Genomic DNA, 24,881 nt, shown 5'->3' with positions numbered 1-24,881 from the left:
AATGTTCACAGCATTTTATTGATTTTATAATTATTTTCGTTGCTTTATCTTTTCTTTGAAATTTCCTTCACTCTCTCCCATACGGAATTCCAAACACTCATTATAAATTTCTCTCGCATTAATAACAGCAAAGAGAAATATACCACAAAAAATATAATTCCTGTTATGCTAATAATGAAAAACGGTGATAAAATCAATACACCTTTAATCCATATTACAACAACACTACTGCACGTAACTGCAGCCAGCACTTTCACAATACTCAATTCACCTACAATTGCTTTTAGCATATCTCTCAAATAGATGCACTGTACAATAAATACAACCACTTCAGCTATTAACGTAGCAAACGCTGCTCCTGAAGCTCCATATTCTGGTATCAATATCAGATTAAGTATAAAGTCTAAAATTGCCCCATACATAATTGACATCAGTACTTTCTTCTCTTTATTAATAGGAACTAATACCTGTATTCCCGTTATATTAGAAAGCCCTATAAACAATACTGTCGGCATTAATAAGAACATTGGCATTACAGCCGGGGCATATCCTTCCCCAGAGAGCACTAAAATAGTTTCTTTTGCAAACAGCATAAAGTATACTGTCACAGATGTCGCTAACACGAGTACAAAATTAAAGGCTTTGACAATTGTACTGTGAAACGCAGCCTTATCTTTTGTATGTACATAAAATGACAGCCTGGGCAAAAGCACTGTGCCCAGTGAAGTAATCAGACTTACCAGAATCGTTTTTACTTTAATAGACGCATTGTAATAACCAACTTCTGCATCATCCTTCATAAAACGCAGCATCACCACATCAAGATTTGTATATACACTGATAGCCGCAGATGTTGCAAAAAAAATACCAACTGGTTTTAAATGCTGCCTGAAGTTATATGTCCCTGTCTTTCGCAACGATACATATCTATGCATATTAATGAAGTTCATTACATAAGACCCGGATGCTGCAAATACTGTGATTGCTCCATACTTCACATAGTCCTCCGGATTCTTCACCCAGGCAAACATCATGATAATAGAAATCACCTTAAAAACAAGGGAACATATTGTTATATAAGCATACTGTTCTAATGCATTATACAGCCAACTCACTCCAAAAATATTTAACACGAGACTAATGCTATTAATCCACATCAATTCCTTCTCTACTGCAAATTCAGGAATAACGTGTAACAAAATTACAAATACGATATATGTGAAAAGCATCGTTATCGTATTGATAATCAGTAATTCTTGAACCGTATGTGATAGTTTTTCTTTGTCTTCCCGTACTTTTGCACATGCCCGTATTCCATAAGTTGGAATACCTAAACTTGCAAACATTGTAAAATACGTCAGCACAGAAGTGACAAACGCAACCTTCCCATTTCCAGTTGCTTGCAAAACTCTGGAGATATATGGAAAAGTAATTAATGGAAAGATAATTGATGATGCAGTCAATATGAAATTCATAATAAAGTTGAATCTTACAGATCTAATTTTCATATTAAGCTACCCTTCCATGCCATTCCTTTTCTGACCTGCTCCCATAATAAGTTTATACCCATTAAAATTCATCTTCCTCAAAATCCTTAGTGTTCCACTCTCATAAGAAGACAGATTATATATCCATTCACTCTTTTCCTTTAGATCTTTATCAAATCGCAAAAACTTAGCTTTATTCTCTTTATCTCCAGTGGGATAACTCATAAAAATAGTAATCTGGTCCCCCACCATTTGTGCAATCCGTTTTCCAATAAAATCCACCTTAACTTGTTTTTCTTCGGTTGCTGAATTCTTATATTTCTCAGCAAATTCCGCTAAATGCAAGATAACGTCTATATGGTTTTGTATATGTTTCCGAAAGCCCTGTATACTAACACTCTGTGTGACGAGAGCAAGTCGATACATATACACATACAAGTCAAAATAAACTACAGATTCTACATAGGGAAGGGGATAAAGAACGTACTCCACATCCACATAGAAACTGTGTTCATCCAATCTTATCTGATTTTCCTTTAAAATGCTGCTTCTGAAAACAAGAGCATGCATGGCCGGCTGTGCCCTTTTTGCCACATCATTGAAATTCCACCGGCTTTCTTCCATACCCTCTTTCTTCAGTTGGGCATAATCTCTTCCTGTCTTCTCACCGGTCTGGTCATCTACCTCATAATAGTTTGTAACAATATAATCTGCGTCACAGGACTTGAGCTTTTCTACAAGAATTTTAAAACCTGACGTATTTACCCAGTCATCTCCATCCACTACTTTAAAATATTTTCCTGTACATTCTTCAATTCCTTTATTAATAGTAGAGCCATGTCCCCCATTCTCCTTAGAAATCACCCGGAATGTCTCAGGGTACTGTTCTTCAAATCTTTTCCCGATTTCTGCTGTACTGTCTTTAGAACCGTCATCCACCACCAGTACCTCAATATCTCCTAAAATGCTTGTCTCTACAAAGGATGTCAAAGTTTGCTCCAGATATTTTTCTACGTTATAGGACGGAATTACAATTGATAAAATTTTTTTCATTACTCTCCTCCACTTTGTTACTATTTATGACGCATGATATCCACCTGCCTGCGAGCTTTGGACAAGATAATCATAACACCATATAATCTCCATTTCATTAGTCTTAACATTATTTTATCCTTTGAGGACAAAGATTTCTTTACATATGGATTTTTCGAAGCCTTGGGAAATATCTCAGATATATATTCCCTAAACGCCCTTAAATATAGACTTCTCGGCTCATATACAAGTATTTCCTTTATAGGTATAAAATAGGCATGCTCAAAGGCAAGATATTCCAGCTCATCCCGAAATGTTTCATACAATCCTTCTTCCCGGAAATACAACAGGATATCTTCAATTGCTGCTTTTCTGTCCATATAGCTCTTCTGAAAGTTTCTGCTGCGCATAATAGAACCTTCATGTACTATATAATAATACAGCGGCTGACTTTGTAAATATACAATCCGGGCTGCATTTACTAAAAGTCGAGGAGTCATTGTAAGATCTTCATAATTCCTGCCCAAAGGATACATCAATCCTGTGCTCTGCCAAAAATTTCGGTTATACAGTTTATTACAAGGACTTGGCACCGTAATAAGTAACTCAGGAATTTGCTTTATATCCATTACTCTATCCCTTGGAATTTGCATACTCCATTTATCCCGCCTGCCCGTAGCTTCTTCTATTTCCTCAAAATCCATGATGACTATATCTGCCTGATGCTTCTCCGCACAGGAAACGGCAGCCTCTACATAATTCTCTGCCACATAATCGTCTCCATCCACATACATGACATATTTTCCCAAAGCCTGTGCCAATCCTGTGTTTCTCACATCTGATATTCCGCCGTTTTTCTTATGTATAACACGGATACGGGAATCTATATTGGCATATTCATCACAGATTTTTCCAGTCCTGTCCGTAGCACCATCATCAATCAATAAAATCTCCAAATCTTTCCAGCTCTGTCTCATAAGGCTCTTGATGCACACTTCAAGGTAGCGTTCTACATTATAGGCGGCTACAATCACACTGACTAATGGCATACAATCCTCCTTAACTGCTCTTTTTGTGTATCCAAATTATAATGACTTGCTTCCTCAGTCAATTTTATTTGATGTCTGTCCACAGTTGAATGCTGTAAAATAAATTCTGCCCATTTCTTAGGAGTATCTGTTAAAGGAAGAAAATAACAATGATCTTGTATTTTAGCTTCTCTTGTAATGGAGTCACTAAATACACAGGGAAGTTTGGTATATTGTGCCTCTACTCCTACAACGGGGAGTCCTTCAAACCTTGACGGAAGTAAGAACAAGTCCATTCCTTGATATAATCGTTCTGTATCAGATCTCCAGCCTAAAAATTGTACAACTTTCTCTAACTTCTTTTCTTTTACTATTTTCTTTATATCCTCTAGTTCCACACCAGTTCCCACAAGTAACAGCCTTGACGCCTTATTGCGATTATATATTTGCTCAAATACTTCTATCAAAAATGGATAATTTTTCACGTAACAAAAATTACCAATATGTCCAATAACAAATAACCTTTCATCTCCGAGCTCTAATTCCTGTCGTACTCCCGTTCTTACAGCAGGATTATATTGAAACTTGTTTCCGTCTACAGCATTATAAACCACCTCAAACTGCTCTGAGCTCACAATCTTTTTGGGAAAAGCCCACTCTCCTGCTTTTACAGAGCAGCCGTAAAATCTGGTCCCGGCTTTGTAGAAAAACGTCTTACACACCCGGTGTGCTATATTATATACAAAACGCTGTAACGCACTTTCACAATCATTTCCACTGGAATGACTATGTATTGCCCGTTCCGAGATTCCTGCTTTTTTTGCAGCAAATGCCGCAACACAATCAATTGCAGTGGATACATTGAGATATACCATATCATAATGTTTTTCCCCTAAAACATCACATACTTGCCGAAACTGTTTCAAAGGATGTTTTAAACTCGCAATTGCATACAACTCCGAATTATATCGTGTCAGATATTGCCTTAATTCTTCTTCAATTTCATTGGTCAAAAAGTCTATCCGTACCTCCTCATGAATTTCTCCCTGACATATAGACTCTAAAAAATTCAATAGATATTTATCAATTCCTCCTGCTTTCCCATTCATGATGAAACCAACTAATATTCGTCTCATGCCTCTTTCTCTACTCCTATCTGACAAAATCTCATCGCATATCCCAGGAACAACCAAAAGCAGATATTCTGAGGTGCATTTACATAGAAAATAAAAGACAAAAACGTTCCTGCCACAGCTAAGGCTCCTACTATAGTTGCCGAGAACACAAACTCTCTATGATATTCTGCTGGTACTTGATGTACCTTCTTATATAAAATAAAAAGTATATTTCCTGCCAAAAGAATGCAAATTGTTATTCCTAAAATTCCTTGTCCTACTAAAACGTCTAATTCCAGATTATGCATAGAGTCATATTTCACACCGGAATCATTTTTGGCAAGATATCCTTCCGGGAAATGCACTTTTGCATACTGAGCTATGTTCCTATATCCGACACCAACTACAGGAGATTTTTGTGCTATCTGTAATCCATTTTTCCATATCTCCATTCTTCCATTGGTGTAATCTTTTTTCAATTCACTTTTTCGCACATTATTTTTATTATTCTTAGGCTGAGAAACTATTTCCTTCTTTTCTTCTAATTGTTGTACAATTTTCTGCTCAATAGGTTGATACGCTAATTTCAGAGCTGCATCACTGGCAAAAGTGATTCCGGTTATCACTACTACACATGCCAGAGGTACGAACGCCCGCTTCAGGTGAGCTCTCTGCTTTATTTTCATACAAAACAGAAGAAGGCCGTAAAGCAGAATTCCTCCTCCCAAAGATATCATACCTGTTCGGGAATCCGACAGTACTACATAGAGATAGTTCACAATAATAATTAGAATGCACACACACCTTTGCCACAGTTTTTTTGCACAGCAAAACAGATATATCAACATAAACAAAGCTATCACGGTAATGGTTGCCCCATGATTTGGGTCATCATAGACTCCCCACAGACGATTCCAGCGGTAACCGATTCCATGGGCGACTCCCATGTCATCTATGTGGTCATACATACGCCCCCAATATACCATGCTTAAACTTATAAGATTAGCTATCGTACAATAAAAAATATAGATACCAGACAGAATTCTCATCTCCCGGCGTATTTCCGTGCCTGACATATCAAATGTCCCCACATAGACAAGTACAAGGGGAAGAACAAGCCAAATCATACCCTTCACATTTTCTGTCACTCCATATGAAAGATGTGTTACAGCACTGATTAGGTAACTGACCACAAAAGCCCCGAGCAGCCATACGTTATATGCTTTTTTATATCGTTTATAGCGAAAGATCATCCACAGGATTCCCCCGATTCCCAATACCGTAATTACATACGAAGCCTTGTTCATCCAGGCTGTCCCGTTTACAAACGCATTAAATGCCAGTAATACATACATTAAATAACATATTTTAAAAAGAAATAGTACCTGTTTGAATCCTTTATTTTTCTTCATGATCCTCCTTAAAGTTTTTAACACACACATTTACCGTCCTGATTTCACCTTTGAATAAACCATAGGAATATACTTTTTTACAATATAGATTCCCCGGCCCATTATTAAACAGAGGATTACCTTTTTCCATCTGAATAATACCAGTGTAATGCGAAGCGGTATACTATCTTTTGCCCGCGCTATTGGAATCAGCTCATTAAATAGCCCCTGGGCGAATACTTCTCTGCACCATTTATAGCGCTGTGCATGGTTCATTCCTGTATTTTTATTACAATTTCGTTCCAAGGCAGAAAGTATATACCGGGCATAGAGGCTCCCCAGTATACTTCGGACCTCTGGAGTACAGATTCCCCAGTAGGAAAACTGATCAAACAACATTTCTATCCTTTGCCTGTGTAACACAAAGTAATCAGGTACAAACCTGTTTGTCAGATTCTCTTCCATTTTCTTTCCATAATGGTACGGTGTGACAGGAAGAATATTCAAAGTTTCAATATCCATAAAGTATTTAATATTAAATACAATATCCTCTATCAGTTTTACATTCTCATATTCCAGTTTTAATTCCCGGATATAGGAAAGCAGATAAATCTTATTCCATGGATACCCGTACATTGTTTCTTGCTCTAACTCAATGATATAAGGCCGTAACTCTTCTGACGTTTGAAAATAGTATTCTTTAGGACAAATAGAATGAGTATATTGAAGATTTCCCTTTTTGTCATAATACTCTTCCACATGCCCAAATAGGATGACCTGTGCCGGATTACGCTCTATAGAGGCATATACCTGTTCCAGCAGCGTAGCATCCACATAATCATCTGGGTCCATATACCAGATATATTCTCCTGACGCCGCCTTTGTACCTGTGTTTCGCGCAGCACTCACACCCTGATTAATTTCATGCCGGATAACCCGGATACGGGAATCTCCTGCCGCATACTTACGGGCAATTTCACCACTCTTATCTTTTGAGCAGTCATCTACTACCACTACTTCCCAATTTTCAAATGTCTGCTTCTGTATACTCAAAATGGCTCTATCTATGTACTTCTCCACACCATAGGCAGGCATGACAATTGTAAAATAAGGCTTCTTAACTTCTTCTGTATCCATGAAAGTACCTCTCAACTGTTACTTTTTTATTGTAGTCTGGCCATGGCAATTTTCAATGATGTATGCATCAAAGCAGCATCGTACCCATGGCTAAACTGTAAGCAATGCTCTAAGCATCTCTTCTATCTTTTTATATGACTTTGGCCTGTCAAACTGTTCCTCTGCAATTTCCCTTGCTCTTTTTCCCATTTTCAGGCGTTTCTCTTCATTTTTGTACAAATCTTCAATGGCATATGCCAGAATCTTCACATCTTCAGGCTCGATATTCACACCAAATTCGTCCGTCTCTACTTTATTTCTGAATTCCGGACTCATACAAGTATTAATCATTGCCTTCCCGGCAGCCAGGTAATCCCCGATTTTCGTTACAATACTCTGGGGCGCTTTCCTTACAAAGGAATTTACCAGGATATCAGATTTTTTCAAATATGCTGCCATTTTATCATAAGGTGCATATCCTACAAACTCCACGTTATCAATCTTTCTGCCCCGTGCAAGCGCTTCCAGCTCATCTTTCAACGGTCCGCCGCCCAGGATTTTGACCTTGATATTCTGTTTCCCTCTTTTGGCCAGTTCCTCCCCTGCCAAAACCATCGTGCGGATATCATAGCTGGTTCCGATTGTCCCCGCATAGGTCACCCAGAACTCGGTTGAGGACTTCACTACAGCCATATCATTTTCCTGGGCCCCTTTATCAAAAACAGCAATCTCATTGCCTACATATACGGTGGCCTTTGGCACATTTCTCTTCTGATTTTTAAAAGGCCTGTCCCTGTATTCATCGGAAGTGCCGATAACCCCTGATACCAGAGAATATACCTTCTCCGCATCCCTTTGCAATGGATAAAATAAAAGGTTGCTGAGGACAGGAATATCCAGTACCATCCTCATCGCCTCTGGCCACAAATCATTCACATCCGCCACAAATGGAATGCCTTTTCTCTTCGCATATTCTGCACATGCCAGTGCTACATCATTAGGAGGGATTTCTGCATAAAGCAAATCATAATTCCCTTCCTTTTCCAGCAGCGCTGTCAGATTTTTTGCAGCAATCTGGTGGCTGCGTACCCTTCTTAAATCCACGTTCCTTTTATACCCAGGCTCATAGATGAACTTCAAACCAAACGGGTAATCTTCTTTTTTTATTTTTTTAACATCACGCTGAGCTTTTTCCCAATGCTGGAATGTAGTTGTAATCAAGTCCACCTGATACCCTGCCTCTGTCAAAAATTCACAGAGATATCGGAATCGGGTATACCCTGGTTCTCCATCCAGCCTCACGCCCATTGTTATGACTGCTATCTTCTTCATCTTACGCCTCCTGCTTATGTAACTTGGCTTGGTTCTTTCAAGCCCTAGTTACAAAGTACATCCTGCCGACTTGCTTATGCTGCTTAGCGCTGGTATTTTCAGAGCTTACGCTGCAAAGTACATCCTGGTGACTTGACCTGGTAGTTTCAGGTCTTAGTAACATGGATGTTTCCTTGAGCCTAGTCCTTTCTGCCTTAGTGACATGGATGCTTCTATATTTACTTTAACACCGCCAGAACTGTTTCAAACATCACCTTGATATCACCGAAAAAGCTGAACTGCTTCAAATACTGTAAATTGTATTTCATCTTCACCGGAAGGATATACTCTACATACACCTGGTCCACTGTCTTTCCTGTTTCTTTCTGGTATTTTTCCAGCAGCACATCTTCATCCTTAAACAGGATACTGGTCCGGGAGGTAACCCCCGCCGGGAGCAGCAATGTTGCATGCATTTCCCCTGTATACTGGGCTACATATTTCCTTACCTCGGGCCTTGTTCCCACAAAGGACATTTCTCCCCGGAGAATGTTCAGCAGCTGAGGCAGCTCATCCAACCTGCACCGGCGCAGAGTCTGCCCTGCTCTTGTAATTCTGGAGTCCTGCTTTTCCGTAACCAGAGGTCCTTTTTTATCAGCCCCATTAACCATAGTCCTAAACTTGAAAATACGATATGGTTTCCCATATCGTGTAATTCTCTCCTGCCTGTAAAAGACCGGACCTCTGCTATCTAATTTTATCCACAATGCTACACCTGCCATGACTGGTGACAAGACAACCGTCAGGACAAACGCAAATAAGAAATCCAAGCCACGTTTCATATAAAGGCCGGACTGCTTCTTTTTCAATGTTTCATAATAAGGCCGCACAGAATCGCTGCGCATAGATTCCGGCAATTGTTCCCAATTTAGTATCATATTACTAATCTCCTGAATGTACCTGCAACATATTCTACCTGTTCATCTGTGAGACAGGTGTGAAGCGGCAGTGTAATTTCATTTTCAAACTGTGCATAAGCATTTGGATAATCTTTCACATCAAATCCCATCTGACTGTATGCTGTCAGCATGGGCAGAGGCTTATAGTGGACATTTGATGCAATCCCAGATTTTGCCAGTTCATTGATTATATTGTTACATTCTTGACGGGTTTTGTCAAGCACACGTACAAGATATAGATGTCCGCTGGACTGCATATCCTCCCCATAGTGATTCAGAACTTCCACAGGGCATCCGTCCAAACCTTTATTATACTGCTCTATCAAACTGCGCCTGCGTTTCAGGATTTCCGGATAGCGCTTTAGCTGTACCAGTCCTATTGCAGCCATAATATCTGTCATATTGCATTTATAATAAGGTGCCACGATATCATATTCCCATGCACCAGCCTGCGTTTTCTCCAATGCATCTTTTGATTGTCCATGAAGGGAAAGGAGCATATATTCTTTGTATAACTTCTCTTCATCCAGCCCCGCCTGTGCAATTGCATGTGACCATGTCACAGCGCCGCCTTCCGCTGTAGTCAGATTCTTCACAGCATGGAATGAGAAGCAGGTAAAATCTGCAATCTGCCCGCATATCTTCCCATCTCTCCAGGCTCCAAAAGCGTGGGCAGCATCCGCGATTATAAGAATTCTTCCCAAAGCCTCCTGTTTTTCATTGGAGGGACTAAATATAGGCCTCTTTTCTTCCACAATCCGAAAAATTTCATCATACCGGCTATAAATTACACCTCCTAAATCTACTGAGATAATAGCCTTCGTACGTTCCGTCACTGCCTCACGCACCTTTTGTGGGTCCATTTCATAAGAACCCGGCAATGTATCTACCAGAACGGGCATTGCTCCCACATGGCAAATACAGCTGGCTGTAGCCGAGTAAGTATATGCAGTGGTAATGACCTCATCTCCCGGGCCAATCCCCATCACATGAAGTGTCATCTCCAGACAGGCCGTGGCAGAGTTAAGACAGACTGCTTTTCTAGTATGGCAATACTCTGCAATTCTGCATTCAAACTCCTTCGCCCTGGGGCCTGTGGTGATCCATCCGCTGCGCAATGTCTCAGCTACTTCTGTAATTTCTTCTTCTGTAATATCCGGTGGTGAAAATGGTATTTTCATATATCCTCCTTATGAGCGGTTCCTCCGTCCAAAAAAGCACTGGGCAGCTTGGAGCGGGTGTCTGTAAATTCCTTTTTCCAACATGCCTGTATCTGCTGATCTCTGAGGATATCTGCTTCTCTTAAACGGTAAGTTGGAATAATCTTATGGACAATATATTTCATATCGTCTGTCTCCGCATATGCTGCCTGGTATAAGTCTTCCAAATCTTTTAAAAATTCCTTTTCATCAAATTCAATAGGTTTCCCAATATGGATTTTCTGATTTTCCGTACTTTCCAAGCCTTCTTCTGCCATCAAAAGCTCTTCATATAATTTTTCTCCCGGACGCAGACCGGTATACCGGATATCTATGTCTACACCAAGAGTATATCCGGATAACCGGATTAAATTTTTTGCTAAATCTACAATTCGTACCGGCTGCCCCATATCCAGAACAAATATCTCTCCGCCTTTCGCACTGGCTCCTGCCTGCAGTACTAAAGATACTGCCTCCGGTATGGTCATAAAATACCGGATAATATCCGGGTGGGTTACTGTAACCGGCCCGCCTGCTTCTATCTGCTTCTTAAATAATGGTATCACACTGCCGTTACTGCCTAACACATTTCCAAAACGTACCGCTACATACTCTGTCTCTGAGCGCCTGTTGAACACCTGGATAATCATCTCACACATCCGCTTGGATGCCCCCATAATATTCGTCGGATTCACTGCTTTATCTGTAGAAATGAGGACAAACTTTTCTACCCCGTATCTGTCTGCCGCCAATGCAGTCTTATACGTTCCAAACACATTATTTTTAATTGCTTCGTTTGGGCTGTCCTCCATCAACGGAACATGCTTATGCGCTGCCGCATGATATACGATATCAGGGCGGTACTTGGCGAAAATACTATTTAACTTTCTTCCGTTTCTGACAGAACCAATCAGTACAATCAAATCCAGATTTGGATATTTGGCTTTCAGCTCCTGCTGGATTTCATAGGCATTATTCTCATAAATATCAAAAATAATCAACTGTTTCACGCCGTTTGCCGCAATCTGACGGCAAAGCTCACTGCCGATGCTTCCGCCTCCGCCTGTCACCAGCACGGCTTTTCCCGATACATAACGCCCGATTTTCTCTGTCGTCACCCGTATAGGATCTCTCCCCAGCAAGTCTTCTATTTCCACATTACGCAGCTTGGAAACGCTGACCTCCCCATTTACTAACTGATATACTCCGGGAAGAATTTTCAGCTCACAGTCAGGAATCTTCTGGCAGATTTCCAGAATTTTCTGTCTTTCTCTTTTATCTGCACTGGGAATGGCAACAATAATCTCATTTATACGATATTTCTCCACATTCTTGAGGATATCTTCTCTGCCGCCGACTACCTTCACTCCATGAATATAGGTTCCGTGTTTCCTTGGATTATCATCAATCACACAGCAGATTTTTGCGTCCAGCTCTGTGCTGAGTTCCAGCTCCTTCATCACTACATTGCACGCCTCTCCTGCTCCGATAATCATGGTATTGCGCACATGCCGCCCATGAATATTTCCGCGGTAAAGCAGCCTTGCCAGCCTGTAAGAAAAACGGCTTAAGCAGGTTAGCAGGAACAAGGCCGTAACATACAGTGGAAAATAGCTTCTGTATATAATCCTGTAAGTAAGATAATAAGCTAAAATATTAAATAAAACCGATGCCATGCAGGCTTCAATAATATATATCAGCTCCTTGATGCTTGCAAATCTCCACAAACTTGTATAAAGCCTGCATACCGCAAAAATGGCAACCGTAACAAGTGTATTCACCACAATCAGTTCTTTCACCGAATCGGCATACTCAATTGGTATCTCACTAATATGCATATTGAAGCGGACCCACAATGCCAGAAACGAACTGACATTAATAAATGCAAGGTCCAAAAATACCAAAAGCACTTTATAAACAATAGAAAGGTCCCACTTTTTAAACAGTTTTATCATATTTCTTTTCCTCAGTATCCCTTTTTATTGAGCCACTTCTGAATCCGGCAGCAATTCACCGTTTTCCACTGCATCAATGGCTCCTTTGATAGCCGTAATGGAATTCAGATCAGGCTGGGTTACATAGAGTATACTTCCCGGAGAGGAATAACATTCCTGGTCATCCCCGCTTCCTTCTGCTGCCATGGATTTGATATTCCATGCTCCCCCGCCGGCTAACTGGCTTTTAATCAGTTCCTGAATCTGTTCCTGGGACATGTTCGTATCCACATTTCCGCTTATACTGCTCAAAATCCCATTGGCACCAGTCAAAATGGCAGGTGAAACTGCCTTCTTAATCATAGCTATAATTACAGCCTGCTGGTTTTTTCCCCTCTGGAAGTCACCGCCGTCCACATTCATTCTCTCCCTGGAAAACGCCAGCGCCTGCTGCCCGGTAAAATGGTTCTCTCCCTGTGCCACATTCATTACCAGCCCGGATTCGTCACTCGTTGTAAATGCCTGCTCGGATATTACATCCACACCGCCCAGTGCATCTACCATTTGTACAAGAGAAGTAAAGTTTACTCTTGCATAGAAATCAATCTCTGTATCATAAAGCTCTTCCAAAGTAGCCATAGAAGCGTCTACTCCGTAAATACCCGCATGGGTCAGCTTATCCTTCTGTCCACCTGAAATCCCAGGAATTTCTACATAATAATCCCGGGGTGTAGTGACTAAAAGAATCTGATGAGTAGTCGGGTTCACAGTTGCTATCATATTTACATCACTGCGGCTGTTAGTCTCAATAGCCCCATACACATCAATACCACTGATATACACTGTAAAAGAGTCATCGGCTACTTTTACGTCCGCTGCCGTATTCTCAATTTCACTTGTAATTTCATGAGAGTAAATAATCCTCACTGCATTGCTGTATCCTTCAAAAGCTTCCTCTAAAATTGATGTATAAGCATCATTATAGATAATTGCCTGGACTTCGCTGTCATGCAATGCTGCTGCCTGTTCATTAAGACTTTTGTATTCTACGGTAGAAATATCACTTCCTAATTCCTGATTGATTGATTCTACTGTACTTTTAACATCGTCACCTTTCATGGCATACTGTACACCAAAATCGTAACCGGCTGCATCTTCAATCGTCTCGGCCTGATCCTCTGCCAGCACCGCAACCACCATCTTATCCACCTTTTTATTACCGCCGCTTATATTTTCAACTGTTCCATTTGTTTTAAATATATAGTAGGAGCCAAACGCCAGCACAATGGACATGAAAACACTAATTACCTTTCCGGCAATTGCTTTTTTCTTAGATATAAGCTGTCCAGCCAGCAGAATAATCCAAAGCACCAGCAGCATACCGACAATCGCCCCAAGGTATTTCATCGGCAGCATGTTCAGTACCAGCAAAGCTACAACAAATACCAAAGTTACAACCAACTGGATTCCACATAGAATGATTCCAATCTGTCTGCTTATCTTATTAGAAGCCTGCTTCTTCCCGATGCCTTTATTATTTCCTCTGTTTTTTCCAGCCGGACCCTGGCTGCTGCTTTTTCTGCCGGAACCTCCCGCCACTGATTTAGCCGGATTCTCACTTACTGTCCTTCTTTGCTTTTCCTCCATCCTGCGGCGTTTTCTGGCCTGTTCTTTTCTATATGCTTCCCGCTCACTTGCGCTCATCTTTTGCTGACTCATCCGTCATACTCCCTTCATTTCTTCCTATGCTCTGCAGTTATTCCTTTATCTCTCAAGTATGCATAGAGTATATATCAAGTTATGATATCATTTTTCCGCATTTTTCGCAACAGGATGAAGTTCTATTAAAGATTCTTAAAGTAAAATTAAGATTTTTTTCTATTTTTCCATGTCACCCACACAGCTGCTGCTACACATATAGATGAATAACATCCACTTATCATTCCGACCAGCATAGGCAGTGCAAACACTCTGATAGAATCTATATTATAAATCACCGCAAAAACCAAAATAATCGCCACACAGAGCACGGCGGTAACTGCCGTATTAATTGACCGTCCCAAGGTTTCAGTAATACTCTGGTTTACAAGGGGTATAAGTCCTTCTTTCGTACGTGTATGCATATGCTCCCGTATCCTGTCATAGAGAACAATTGTATCATTAATTGAATATCCGATAATCGTCAAGGTTACAGATACAAAGGCGTCGTTAATCGGTATTTTGCAGACTCCAAACACCAAAAATACAATAGATACATCGTATATAAGGGCAATTACGCCTGATACCCCTGCAGACAATCCTGACAATGCGGAAAAGCGCACTGCTATATATGCAATAATAAACAACATTGCCAGTACAATAGCAATCACCGAATTTTTCAGTGCACGCGCCCCAATGTAAGGCTCTACCGCATAGGTTTCTGAAGACTCATATTTCTGTTCCGGCTGAATTTCATTTAAAGCATTCAGCACCTCTGTCTGTTCCTGTGGAGAAATCCCCTTATTTCCGCCAAGATTCAATACAAGCTTTGTCTGCCCGGATACAAAATCTTCTCCCGCCTGGGCACTGACCGGACGGTTCAACACTTCCTCAACAGCCTGGGCCGCCTGGGCGGTATCCGGTGTACCTTCGCAAGTATATTTCAGAATAACTCCGCCTGTAAACTGGGTATCCAGTGTAATCCCACGCATCCCGCTGATGATAGCGCCTATCAGAACTATTGCTACTGTAAATGTGAAGATAGCCTTTCTCTTTCCGATAAAATCTATAACCTTCCTTGTCTTCTTCACATAGAACAGCTTCAGGTTCTGGAACTTAGAATACAGAACCACTGAGCTTAACATGATTCTGGAGAGCCAGACGCCAACTGCCAGGTTAAGGAGAACTCCTGTCAGCAGCGTGTAACCAAAACTCAGCATCGTTCCAGATCCGAAAATCATTAAAATTACAGCAACTGCCGCCGTTGTAAGATTACCGTCCAATACAGAAGAAAATGCATTTTTATACCCCATCTTCACTGCATTCTTAATACTGCTTCCTTTATTCAATTCTTCACCGATACGCTCATTAATAATGACATTCGCATCTACGGCCATACCCAGCGATAAGATCAAACCTGCAATACCTGGAAGGGTCAATGTATACTGAGGGACAGAAAGTGCAAGTACCTGCAGGCTCATCTGGAAAACCATTGCCAGGCAGGCAATCAGGCCCGGAAGCCTGTAATATGTTATCATGAACAGGCATACCAGAATAAAAGCTACTGCTGCTGCTGATGTCATTGCTTTCAGTGCGCCGCTGCCCAATGTGGGACTGATCGTATTATAGTTGGTTGTCTTGAGAGAAAAAGGCAGTGCTCCGGCGTTGATTTTCTCAGACAAGGCCTTTGCCTCCTCCTGAGAATCCATTCCGTTGATAACAGCCTCTCCGCCTTGAATAGCTTCCCGCACAAGGGGATTGGAAATCTGCTCCTCATCCATATAAATGCCCATCGACTGACCTACAAGCTTTGTCGTAGCATCTGCAAAATCTTCTGCACCGGCCTTGTCAAATTTAAGAGAGACTACATATTCCCCAGTCTTCTGGTCTCTTACCACCTGACTGTCGGTTACGTCTTTTCCCTCTACCAGTACATTTCCATCCGGATCACGGAAGGTCAGTTTTGCAGTCTCTCCTAATTCAGCAATCGCCGCCTCAGGATTAAATTCCTTCTCGTCAGACTTCCAAGGGAACCGGACAATGATATTTCCATTCTCTTTATCTACTGTCACTTCACGGTCCAGTATGTTCTGTGCATCCAGACGGTTTTCTATTACGATTCTGGCAGATTCCAGATCCGATGCAGAGGGCGTCTTGTCCACTCCCTCAGGTTCAAATATAGCTTCTACACCACCACGGATGTCAATTCCAAAACGCATATCCACTGCGCCCTTAAATCCACTTCCTAATCCGAAAATGGCAATATAAATAAACGCTGCAATGACACACAGTACAATCCATATATTTCTTTTATTCGCTTTCAAAATATATCCTCCTCTTATTTACCCTGGCTTGCATAGCTATCCAGGTAATCCTTTTTTATCCTTATGAAACAAAGTAGAAATAGGGTTCCTTTTTTCCATCCTGGGCCTGGAGAATGTAAAGTTTACGCATAGTATACCCTTGAAACGCCATACAGAATGACCAGATAACCAGCCATGTCCTGCCTCCCGGAAATAGCCTGGAAAAAATAATTATCAGGAAATCTATCAGAAAAAACAGAGAAATTACAGCAAACTCTTCTCTTGTCCTGCCATCATTTATAAGGCTGTCATCTTTGGATTCCCAAAAAAGAATGTTTCCCCTATCTTCCGTCTTCATGCCCGCTGCCTGGTTCTGGCTTTGACAGGAAGTGCTCTCATTTTTCAGTCTGGATAAGGTTCCTTGGCTGCTGTGTTCTCCTACTTCTTTCGATATGAAAAGAAGTACCAAAAATACAAGCACACAGGCAATAACCAAGCAGATTTTCTTACTTTTCATGGTACGTCTCCTTTCAAATCGGATACTGCTTATTATAATACCTGGAGAACCATTATGCAAACCCTCCGGGCAATTTTCTTTTTTTCCTTTTCCCACTTCTGGATTAATGCTATAATAAGAAAAACAAAGTATTTACATAAAACTTAATCGCATACACGAAGGAGGAATTCACATGAAATTAGTAATTACCATGAGCCGCCGTTTCGGCACCGGTGCAAGTGTGATTGCAAAAGAGCTTTCCAAGCGGCTGGATATCCCTGTATATGACAAAGCATATATTGAACAACAGATGGGTGCCCACATGTATGATACCGAAGCGGAAGCTATCCGTGAACTTGCTGCCAATCCCTGTATCATCCTTGGCCGCTGTGCTTCCGATATCCTGAAAGACAAAATGAATGTTCTGAACATTTTCGTCTATGCAGACAAAGAGGACCGCATACATAGAATCATGGAGCTGGAATCCCTCTCCTATGAGGATGCCCGTGAGAAGGTGGAGCATACAGATGAAGAACGTGCTGCGTATTATTATGAACATGTAGGAAAAACCTGGGGAGATGTAAACGACTACCATATGATACTTGACACTTCCAAACTAGGGGTTGAGAACTGTGCTGATATCCTGATGCAGTATTTTGAGAAGTTAGAATATATTTAAAGGCTGTGCCGGGGAATGTTTACGGTTTTGCATCTGTTCAGAACCATGAACAGATACACGGTTTATAAAATTCTGCATATAGTATAGGAAGAACAGCTTTAGGAATTTTAGTATGTATATCATTATTCCCGGTTTGATTGTATTATTGGTTCTTTTTTTTCTGCTGCTCCGGCGCAGAAGAACGTACATCCGAAGAAAAGTTTATGAAATGCCTTATTTTGAGAAATGCAGTCTGCTGAGTGAATTGGCGCGCCCCTTCGGCTTCTCTTACTTATTTGTTCAGGATGTGTTTGCTGCCCGGACCGATGCATGGCAGAGAAAGCTTGGATATGGGGATTTTTACGATCTGGCAGCCCTTTCTCTGAATATGGTCTTTGACTGTGAACCGGTATATTTCAATTACCATGGTAAAACCTGGCTGATTAAGTTCTGGAAGGGACAGTACGGTATTTATACCGGAGCAGAAGCTGGAATCTACTGCGCTGACTCTGTTGTCCCCCCGGCACTGAGACCGCAGACAATCTTCCATGCTGTCCCTCAGGAAGAAATGCTTCCTATAAAACTGCGCCTGATAGATTCTGACGGAACTCTTTTCAGCATTTACAAGCCCCATTGGTGGCTGGCAGGTTTTATGACAGGAGTTTCCAACCAGCCGGAAGATTTGAATCTAGAGATTACCATAACCTTTCCTGATGAAGATATGTGCCATGCTTTTACCGCTGCTCTTGACAGGCTTGGCTATAAGAACAGTGAACTGCTGGTTTATAGCAGCACTGTACAATTCTACTTCACGGAACCCAAGAGTATTCCAAGTGTCCCATGGGATTCCTGGGTACAGAGCTACGTACTTTGGAAATCCAGAATATTTTGCCGTCTCTATCTATGGATAACCAGTCCTTTTGATATGACTGTGGACCGGATGTTGTATCTGTATTACTTTATGCCCCCTATTTTCCGGAAAATGCTTCGTATCAGAAAGTTCAGAAGAAAGAGATGGGGATGCTCATGAGTTGGTATAAACGTATTTCCCGTGCTTTTGAAGATGCCCTGGAAGTTCCCCTGTACAGCACTTCCCGCTTTGTACTTATGAGTGACTGTCACAGGGGCACCGGCAACCACAATGATAATTTTCTAAAAAATCAGAATCTCTATTTTGCCGCACTGAACTATTATTATGAAAAAGGATACACTTATATTGAACTGGGGGATGGGGATGAACTGTGGGAAAACCGTTCCTTTGCAAGAATCATTGACATACACAGCAATGTATTCTGGCTGCTGTCCAAATATAAGAATAAAAACCGTCTGTTCATGCTCTATGGAAACCATGACCTAAGTAAGAAGCGGTGTAGTTACTGCAGACGGCATTGTTCCACTTACCATGTCAGCGGTCAGATATCTGAAGTTCCGCTATTTCCCGATATATGTTATATGCAAAGTCTGATTTTAAAAGATATGGAACATGGAAATGATTTGTACCTGATACATGGGCATCAGGCGGATTTTTTGAATAACACTTTAAGTCCTGTAAGCAGATTTCTTGTCCGGTATCTCTGGAAGCCTTTAGAGGCCGTGGGTGTATCCGATCCGACAAGTGCAGCCAGAAGCTATACACAGAAAAAAAAGATAGAAAAACGGCTGTCGGACTGGGCCAGCAAGGAGAAGAAGATTCTGGTTGCGGGTCATACCCACAGGCCCATGTTAGGATCAAATGAATTTCCCTATTTCAATACCGGGAGCTGCGTGCATCCCAGATGCATTACTTGTATTGAAATACAAGAACGGCAGCTGACACTTGTAAAATGGACACTGCGCACAAGGGAGGACCGTTCCCTCTATGTAGCAAGAGAAGTGATTGATGGGTGCTGGGACTTCTGACTTATAAAAGCAAGCCAAGATGTTCCAGCAATATCTTTGTTCCCAGCAATATCAGAATAACTCCGCCTGCCAGCTCTGCCTTTGCCTTATATTTTGTCCCGAATACATTTCCAATTTTAACACCTGCAGCGGATAAAATAAATGTAGTCACACCAATAAAGGATACGGCAGAAAAAATCTTCACGTTAAGGAATGCAAATGTAATTCCCACAGCCAGAGCATCAATGCTGGTGGCTACGGCAAGCACAAACATTGTTTTTATATCCAGTGCGTCATTGGTGGCCTCACATTCTCCTGACAATGCTTCCCGGATCATGTTAAAACCGATGATGCCAAGCAGGATAAATATAATCCAGTGGTCAATGGCTGTAATTTTATCTTTAAACTGTGTACCAAGAAAATATCCAAGCAGGGGCATCAATGCCTGGAACCCGCCGAACCATACGCCTACTACAGACGCTTTTTTTACGGTAATCCCCGGCATCGCCAGGCCCTTACAGACAGACACTGCAAACGCATCCATTGACAGCCCTGAAGCCAGCAAAAATAATTCCATTATTCCCATTTGTATTCCTCCTATGTAAGTAAATTCCAGGTCTGCGGCGAAGGTTTCTGTGGCTTACAAGAAACGCAAAATGAGGCTCATGCACGGCAAATACACCGTATATGAGTCTCATTTATTCCCGCGGGCAACGAGCCAAAGTCAAGCCCGCTTGACCTTGGCGAATGCTGCGAGGTATTTGACTTGGGCTAAAACTGCCCCTTTCGTTTACTTATCAGATTCACTCGTTGCTTTGTCGGCAGATTCCTCTGTATTATCTTTGATGGAAACACCCTGGTCGATAAAACTTACCTTTTTCCATACGCTTTTATGCTCTTTAATATCTGTAGCTTTTCTCCAGTCTTCCAGCAGAGAATCATACTGTTTCTGTTTGCGCTCTTCCACAATAGATGTCTTCTTTGCGTCTGTAGCTTCCCGGTCCAGCATGCTGGTGAGCTTTGCAACGTAAATACCGTTATCAGTCTCTACAATATCCGTTACATCACCTTCTTTTTCCAGCGCATCGGCTGCTTTTATCAAATCCGGAGACGGAGATGTTGATTTTGAGTCAAAGGATGCCGTCAACACCTTCTGCTCTTTCTCAGCCGCCGCCGCTTCCATGTCCCCGCCGTTCTTTATATTCTCTGCAAATTCCTGCGCGGTTTTCTTAAGTGCAGCTTTCTCATCATCAGACATTTGCTCTGTACTGCCGTCATCAGTGGATTTCGTATAAGAGAAAAATACATATTGTATACTCTTCTGAGCGGCCTCTTCTTCAGAGACCTCTTCATCCACACCTTCCTTCATTGGGCCGTCCATCCGGCTTTGAATCGTAGCAAGTTCCAGAAAAGTCTTCACATACTTCTCTTCTCCTGACACTGCTTCTTTTCCTTCCAAAGTGTTGCCTTCCACAAAAAGGCTGACAGCCTTATCAATTGCTTTTTCATCTTCCTCTGTCAGTGCCACCTCATAATCTGCAGCATGCTGCTTCAGGAGATACAGATCTTCCAAAGCTTTCAATACATTTTCCTTTGTTGTCTCTTCATAGGTCTTTCCATCCCCCATGTCCTGAGTCCACATCTCTTCTCCGGCTGTACCCAAAAAACTGGCATAATATGACTCATATTGAGCCTGCTGCATTCTGGCATAAAAGTTAGCAACGCCCAGTGAAATCTTTTCGTCCCCTACTTCCGCAACTACCGCTTCATTATCCATAGAACGGCTGCTGCATCCCATCAGAGATGATACTGCAAAGATACCTGCCGCCGCTGTAATTATCAATTTTTTTCTGAACTGTCCCATAAACATCCTCCTGCGTATGTTTTAACTTTACCATTATATCCCGTTTTTCTTATTCTAACAAGCCTTTTATGTCATTTAACAGCTTTTTCACCAGCTCCAGTACATTTTCGTCCTTCTCCTTTTTATTATATCCCTTTTTCTGATAAAGGAAATAAGGCGGCGTTTCTGCTTTGAATATCAGACTTCCATTGTAAGCTTTCAAGAGGCCGGGAATCCTCTGGGGCTGTACTCTGGCTTTTTCATACATTGTAAACTGGTAGGAATCCCCCTTTTGCTCCACTGCCGTTACATAAGAAGAATGAGCAAGTGCTTTTAGACCTGCTATATTCAGAAGCTGCTGTACTTTCTTTGGTATATCCCCAAACCTGTCAATCAGCTCTTCAATCATGTCATCCATTTCTTCTTCATTCTCTATACTGGCAATCCTCTTATAGATGTCCAGCTTCTGATATTCATTTGGAATATAAGATTCCGGAATATAGGCATCGATATTCAAATCCATAGTAGTGGTATAGATATCTTCTTCCATTTCCCCTTTCAGCTGCTTCACTGCCTCATTCAGCATTTTACAATACAGATCATATCCCACAGCCTCCATATGTCCATGCTGCTCAGCTCCGAGAAGATTTCCTGCCCCCCGGATTTCCAGATCCCGCATGGCGATTTTAAAGCCGGAGCCTAAATCTGTGAACTCCCGGATTGCAGCCAGACGTTTTTCAGCCACTTCCCTGAGCAGCTTATCCCTCCGGTACAGCAAAAATGCATACGCCATCCGGTTAGAACGTCCCACCCTTCCTCTGAGCTGATAAAGCTGGGACAGTCCCAGCCTGTCGGCATCGTGGATAATCATTGTATTTACATTCGAAATATCCAGCCCTGTTTCAATGATTGTGGTAGATACCAACACATCAATATCTCCATTGATAAAATCATACATGATATTTTCCAGCTGACGTTCGTTCATCTGGCCATGGGCGAAGGATACCGCTGCCTCCGGCACCAGCTTTTGGATTCTGCCTGCCACATCTGCAATATCACTGACACGGTTGTAAACATAGTATACCTGCCCTCCTCTGGACAACTCTCTCTCGATTGCCTCGCGTACCATCTCATCGTTATATTCCATAACGTAAGTCTGAATCGGAAGCCTATCCATAGGAGCCTCCTCCAGAACACTCATATCACGGATTCCAATCAAACTCATATGGAGTGTTCTCGGAATAGGTGTTGCAGTCAGAGTCAGTACATCCACGTTTTCTCTCAGCTTCTTAATTTTTTCTTTATGGGTTACGCCAAATCGCTGTTCCTCATCAATGATCAGAAGGCCTAAATCCTTAAACTGCACATCTTTTGACAAAACTCTGTGAGTTCCAATCACAATATCAACCAGCCCCTTTGTCAGGTCATCCACTGTTTTTCTCTGCTGCATGGACGTGCGGAAACGGCAGAGGAGGTCCACCCGTACCGGGAAATCCTTCATCCTCTGCACAAATGTATTATAATGCTGCTGGGCCAGGATAGTGGTAGGTACCAGATAAACAACCTGCTTTCCTTCCTGAACCGCCTTAAATGCGGCACGGATTGCAATCTCCGTCTTTCCATATCCCACATCCCCGCAAATCAGCCGGTCCATGATTTTTTTACTTTCCATATCCCGTTTGGTATCAGCGATGGCCTCTAACTGGTCTTCTGTTTCCTCAAAGGGAAACATTTCCTCAAATTCTTTCTGCCACACAGTATCCTGCTCATATACAAAACCCTGGGCCTCCTGTCTTGCCGCATAAAGCTCCACCAGGTCCTTTGCTACAGCTTTTACAGCCTGCCGCACCTGATTTCTAGTCTTTGTCCACTGTGTCCCGCCCAGTTTGTTCAGCTTAGGCTTCTTCGCATCGGCCCCTGCGTATTTCTGGATCAAATCAAGCTGTGTTGCTAAAATATAAAGAGCTCCGCCTTCCGCATAGGAAATCTTCATATAATCTTTTGTAATTTTGTCTACCTCTATCTTTTCAATTCCCCGGTAAACCCCCAGGCCGTGGTTCTCATGGACTACATAATCCCCCACTTTAAGCTCTGAGAAATTCTGGATTTTCTGACCTTCATAGACTTTGCGGCGTTTCTTTCTCTTCTGCTTTCCGAAGATATCCGTCTCCGATATCACCATAAACTTCAGCATGGGATATTCATATCCCTCAGACACGTGACCGTAAGCCACCATAATCTCACCCGGCTGTACAATACGGTGCATGTCCTCGCTATAAAAACTGCTCAAATCATAATCTCTCAAGTCCTCTGCCAGACGCCTGGCGCGGGTTCTGGAACCTGAGAGCAAAATGACCCGGTATCCGCTGCGTTTCAGTCTCTTCAAATCTCTGGTAAGCATTTCAAAACTGTTATTATATGGGTTTACTCCCTTTGTCTGAAGGCTGTATGTCTCCCGCACATGAAAACTGCCGCACTTGGATTCCAGCGTTGTTGTCCCGACTCCACAATACCGGTTCATCTTCTCAATGATTTCTTTTACAGGAAATACCTTAAGTTCATCATCTGTATCCTGAATTCCCGCCTCTTCCCTGTTTCTCCTGCTGTTTTGGAACTCTTCTTCTACTTCATCAGCACGCTCTATGAGACGCAGCGGCTCATCCAAAAAAAGAAGACTCTTGCCTTTAGGAAAATAATCCAGAAACGAAACACCTTCTTTACTTTCTCCAAGAAATTCTGCCGCGGGATAAATATCTACCTCATCCAGATTTTCCACCGAACGCTGACTATCTACATCGAATGTACGGATAGAATCTACCTCATCCCCCCACAATTCGATACGCACCGGCATTTCTTCCGTCAGAGGAAATATGTCCAAAATTCCGCCTCTGACAGCAAACTGTCCCGGTCCTTCAATCTCAACCTCACGCTCATACCCTATGGATACCAGTCTTTCCTGCAGATTCGTAAGGTTAATAGTTCCAATTCCTGATACATGAATTTTTTGTTTTGCAATCTCTTCCAAAGATGGCATACCGTCCAAAAATGCATCTATCGTTGTAATCACCGTAATACCGGCTGTCTCTGTACCCTGTTTTTCTTCTGTCTCAAGGATGGCCTGCACAACTTCCATTCTTTGCTTTGCAAGATACTTCCCTTTGATATCGGCATGATAAAACAACAAGTCCCGGGCTGCATAAAGATATACATTTTCATCCAGAAACCGATATTCTTCATAAGCCTTTTTGGCTTTTTCATCACTGGAAAAAACGATGATTTTATAAAAGCAACCATCGCCCAATGAATAAATCAAATGTGTTTTCTGGGAATTAACACAGCCTGCTATCTGTAAAATCCCTTCATCCTTTCGCCGTCTGTCTAATATTTCTTTATACTCTGCCAATTCGGCAAGTGGTGCTAAAAAAGCCTGCAT

At 41.8% G+C, this 24,881-nt stretch carries 19 protein-coding genes; 3 read left to right on the top strand and 16 right to left on the bottom strand.

Translation table 11 applies throughout. The features are described from left to right. Window positions 1–44 precede the first annotated feature (44 nt). From A8805_RS17025 to A8805_RS16965, 13 genes are all read right to left on the bottom strand, one after another. Window positions 45–1,508 (bottom strand): flippase, encoded by a 1,464-nt coding sequence (locus tag A8805_RS17025; RefSeq protein ID WP_109713366.1) that lies wholly within the window; start codon window positions 1,506–1,508, stop codon window positions 45–47. Window positions 1,509–1,514: 6 nt separating this feature from the next. Then, window positions 1,515–2,540, bottom strand: coding sequence for a glycosyltransferase family 2 protein (locus A8805_RS17020; protein ID WP_109713365.1), 1,026 nt, complete (start codon window positions 2,538–2,540; stop codon window positions 1,515–1,517). Between the two features lie 20 nt (window positions 2,541–2,560). Next, on the bottom strand, window positions 2,561–3,568 hold the full coding sequence (locus A8805_RS17015) for a glycosyltransferase family 2 protein (RefSeq protein ID WP_109713363.1): 1,008 nt from the start codon (window positions 3,566–3,568) through the stop codon (window positions 2,561–2,563). Then, window positions 3,559–4,683, bottom strand: a complete 1,125-nt coding sequence (locus tag A8805_RS17010; RefSeq protein WP_109713361.1) for a glycosyltransferase — start codon at window positions 4,681–4,683, stop codon at window positions 3,559–3,561. The genes A8805_RS17015 and A8805_RS17010 overlap by 10 nt, the downstream gene beginning before the upstream one ends. Then, on the bottom strand, window positions 4,680–6,074 hold the full coding sequence (locus A8805_RS17005) for an O-antigen ligase family protein (protein WP_181392888.1): 1,395 nt from the start codon (window positions 6,072–6,074) through the stop codon (window positions 4,680–4,682). The genes A8805_RS17010 and A8805_RS17005 overlap by 4 nt, the downstream gene beginning before the upstream one ends. 30 nt (window positions 6,075–6,104) lie before the next feature. Next, entirely contained in the window at window positions 6,105–7,190 is a 1,086-nt protein-coding gene (locus tag A8805_RS17000) for a glycosyltransferase family 2 protein (protein ID WP_109713357.1), read from the bottom strand. A 90-nt stretch (window positions 7,191–7,280) separates the two neighbouring features. After that, a complete protein-coding gene (locus A8805_RS16995) occupies window positions 7,281–8,501 on the bottom strand; it encodes a glycosyltransferase family 4 protein (protein ID WP_109713356.1) in 1,221 nt (406 codons plus the stop codon). A 218-nt stretch (window positions 8,502–8,719) separates the two neighbouring features. Beyond that, on the bottom strand, window positions 8,720–9,415 hold the full coding sequence (locus A8805_RS16990) for a sugar transferase (RefSeq protein WP_109713491.1): 696 nt from the start codon (window positions 9,413–9,415) through the stop codon (window positions 8,720–8,722). Then, window positions 9,415–10,620 carry a DegT/DnrJ/EryC1/StrS family aminotransferase gene (locus tag A8805_RS16985; RefSeq protein WP_109713354.1) on the bottom strand — a complete coding sequence of 402 codons (1,206 nt, stop codon included), beginning with the start codon at window positions 10,618–10,620 and terminating at the stop codon, window positions 9,415–9,417. Before A8805_RS16985 ends, A8805_RS16990 begins: the two co-directional genes overlap by 1 nt. Next, window positions 10,617–12,593, bottom strand: coding sequence for a polysaccharide biosynthesis protein (locus A8805_RS16980; protein WP_109713353.1), 1,977 nt, complete (start codon window positions 12,591–12,593; stop codon window positions 10,617–10,619). Before A8805_RS16980 ends, A8805_RS16985 begins: the two co-directional genes overlap by 4 nt. 24 nt (window positions 12,594–12,617) lie before the next feature. Further along, window positions 12,618–14,291, bottom strand: coding sequence for an LCP family protein (locus tag A8805_RS16975; protein ID WP_181392887.1), 1,674 nt, complete (start codon window positions 14,289–14,291; stop codon window positions 12,618–12,620). A gap of 146 nt (window positions 14,292–14,437) precedes the next feature. Next, on the bottom strand, window positions 14,438–16,594 hold the full coding sequence (secD, locus tag A8805_RS16970) for a protein translocase subunit SecD (protein ID WP_109713352.1): 2,157 nt from the start codon (window positions 16,592–16,594) through the stop codon (window positions 14,438–14,440). Window positions 16,595–16,655: 61 nt separating this feature from the next. Further along, the gene (locus A8805_RS16965; RefSeq protein WP_109713350.1) at window positions 16,656–17,090 is read right to left on the bottom strand and encodes a hypothetical protein; all 435 of its coding nucleotides are present in this window, start codon (window positions 17,088–17,090) and stop codon (window positions 16,656–16,658) included. Between the two features lie 172 nt (window positions 17,091–17,262). Between A8805_RS16965 and A8805_RS16960 the strand changes: the two genes are divergently transcribed. The 3 genes from A8805_RS16960 (at window position 17,263) to A8805_RS16950 (ending at window position 19,626) form a co-directional block, all read left to right on the top strand. Next, entirely contained in the window at window positions 17,263–17,748 is a 486-nt protein-coding gene (locus A8805_RS16960; protein ID WP_109713348.1) for an AAA family ATPase, read from the top strand. A gap of 112 nt (window positions 17,749–17,860) precedes the next feature. Continuing rightward, window positions 17,861–18,757 carry a DUF4474 domain-containing protein gene (locus A8805_RS16955; protein ID WP_109713346.1) on the top strand — a complete coding sequence of 299 codons (897 nt, stop codon included), beginning with the start codon at window positions 17,861–17,863 and terminating at the stop codon, window positions 18,755–18,757. Next, entirely contained in the window at window positions 18,754–19,626 is an 873-nt protein-coding gene (locus tag A8805_RS16950; RefSeq protein WP_109713344.1) for a metallophosphoesterase, read from the top strand. Before A8805_RS16955 ends, A8805_RS16950 begins: the two co-directional genes overlap by 4 nt. A 1-nt stretch (window position 19,627) precedes the next feature. Here A8805_RS16950 and A8805_RS16945 read toward each other — a convergent pair whose 3' ends face one another. The 3 genes from A8805_RS16945 to mfd form a co-directional block, all read right to left on the bottom strand. Next, window positions 19,628–20,191 carry a manganese efflux pump MntP family protein gene (locus A8805_RS16945; protein ID WP_109713342.1) on the bottom strand — a complete coding sequence of 188 codons (564 nt, stop codon included), beginning with the start codon at window positions 20,189–20,191 and terminating at the stop codon, window positions 19,628–19,630. Window positions 20,192–20,395: 204 nt separating this feature from the next. Then, window positions 20,396–21,469: a peptidylprolyl isomerase gene (locus A8805_RS16940; protein ID WP_109713340.1), complete on the bottom strand. Its 1,074-nt coding sequence runs from the start codon at window positions 21,467–21,469 to the stop codon at window positions 20,396–20,398. A 49-nt stretch (window positions 21,470–21,518) separates the two neighbouring features. Next, entirely contained in the window at window positions 21,519–24,881 is a 3,363-nt protein-coding gene (gene mfd / locus A8805_RS16935) for a transcription-repair coupling factor (RefSeq protein ID WP_109713338.1), read from the bottom strand.

The sequence above is a fragment of the Faecalicatena contorta genome, assembly GCF_003149105.1.
In the GTDB taxonomy this organism is placed as follows: domain Bacteria; phylum Bacillota; class Clostridia; order Lachnospirales; family Lachnospiraceae; genus Muricomes; species Muricomes contortus_C.
Note: the sequence above shows the minus strand (reverse complement) of the source record. Positions and strands in the feature narration are given on the sequence as shown.

Excerpts from the sequence above, each read along its gene's own strand:
- A8805_RS16960 (WP_109713348.1), top strand. The coding sequence starts at position 17,263 with ATGAAATTAGTAATTACCATGAGCCGCCGTTTCGGCACCGGTGCAAGT.
- A8805_RS16955 (WP_109713346.1), top strand. The coding sequence starts at position 17,861 with ATGTATATCATTATTCCCGGTTTGATTGTATTATTGGTTCTTTTTTTT.
- A8805_RS16995 (WP_109713356.1), bottom strand. The coding sequence starts at position 8,501 with ATGAAGAAGATAGCAGTCATAACAATGGGCGTGAGGCTGGATGGAGAA.
- A8805_RS16975 (WP_181392887.1), bottom strand. The coding sequence starts at position 14,291 with ATGAGTCAGCAAAAGATGAGCGCAAGTGAGCGGGAAGCATATAGAAAA.
- A8805_RS16940 (WP_109713340.1), bottom strand. The coding sequence starts at position 21,469 with ATGGGACAGTTCAGAAAAAAATTGATAATTACAGCGGCGGCAGGTATC.
- A8805_RS17020 (WP_109713365.1), bottom strand. The coding sequence starts at position 2,540 with ATGAAAAAAATTTTATCAATTGTAATTCCGTCCTATAACGTAGAAAAA.
- A8805_RS16980 (WP_109713353.1), bottom strand. The coding sequence starts at position 12,593 with ATGATAAAACTGTTTAAAAAGTGGGACCTTTCTATTGTTTATAAAGTG.
- A8805_RS17000 (WP_109713357.1), bottom strand. The coding sequence starts at position 7,190 with ATGGATACAGAAGAAGTTAAGAAGCCTTATTTTACAATTGTCATGCCT.
- mfd (WP_109713338.1), bottom strand. The coding sequence starts at position 24,881 with ATGCAGGCTTTTTTAGCACCACTTGCCGAATTGGCAGAGTATAAAGAA.
- A8805_RS16945 (WP_109713342.1), bottom strand. The coding sequence starts at position 20,191 with ATGGGAATAATGGAATTATTTTTGCTGGCTTCAGGGCTGTCAATGGAT.
- A8805_RS16985 (WP_109713354.1), bottom strand. The coding sequence starts at position 10,620 with ATGAAAATACCATTTTCACCACCGGATATTACAGAAGAAGAAATTACA.
- A8805_RS17010 (WP_109713361.1), bottom strand. The coding sequence starts at position 4,683 with ATGAGACGAATATTAGTTGGTTTCATCATGAATGGGAAAGCAGGAGGA.
- A8805_RS17005 (WP_181392888.1), bottom strand. The coding sequence starts at position 6,074 with ATGAAGAAAAATAAAGGATTCAAACAGGTACTATTTCTTTTTAAAATA.
- A8805_RS16965 (WP_109713350.1), bottom strand. The coding sequence starts at position 17,090 with ATGAAAAGTAAGAAAATCTGCTTGGTTATTGCCTGTGTGCTTGTATTT.
- A8805_RS17015 (WP_109713363.1), bottom strand. The coding sequence starts at position 3,568 with ATGCCATTAGTCAGTGTGATTGTAGCCGCCTATAATGTAGAACGCTAC.
- A8805_RS17025 (WP_109713366.1), bottom strand. The coding sequence starts at position 1,508 with ATGAAAATTAGATCTGTAAGATTCAACTTTATTATGAATTTCATATTG.
- A8805_RS16950 (WP_109713344.1), top strand. The coding sequence starts at position 18,754 with ATGAGTTGGTATAAACGTATTTCCCGTGCTTTTGAAGATGCCCTGGAA.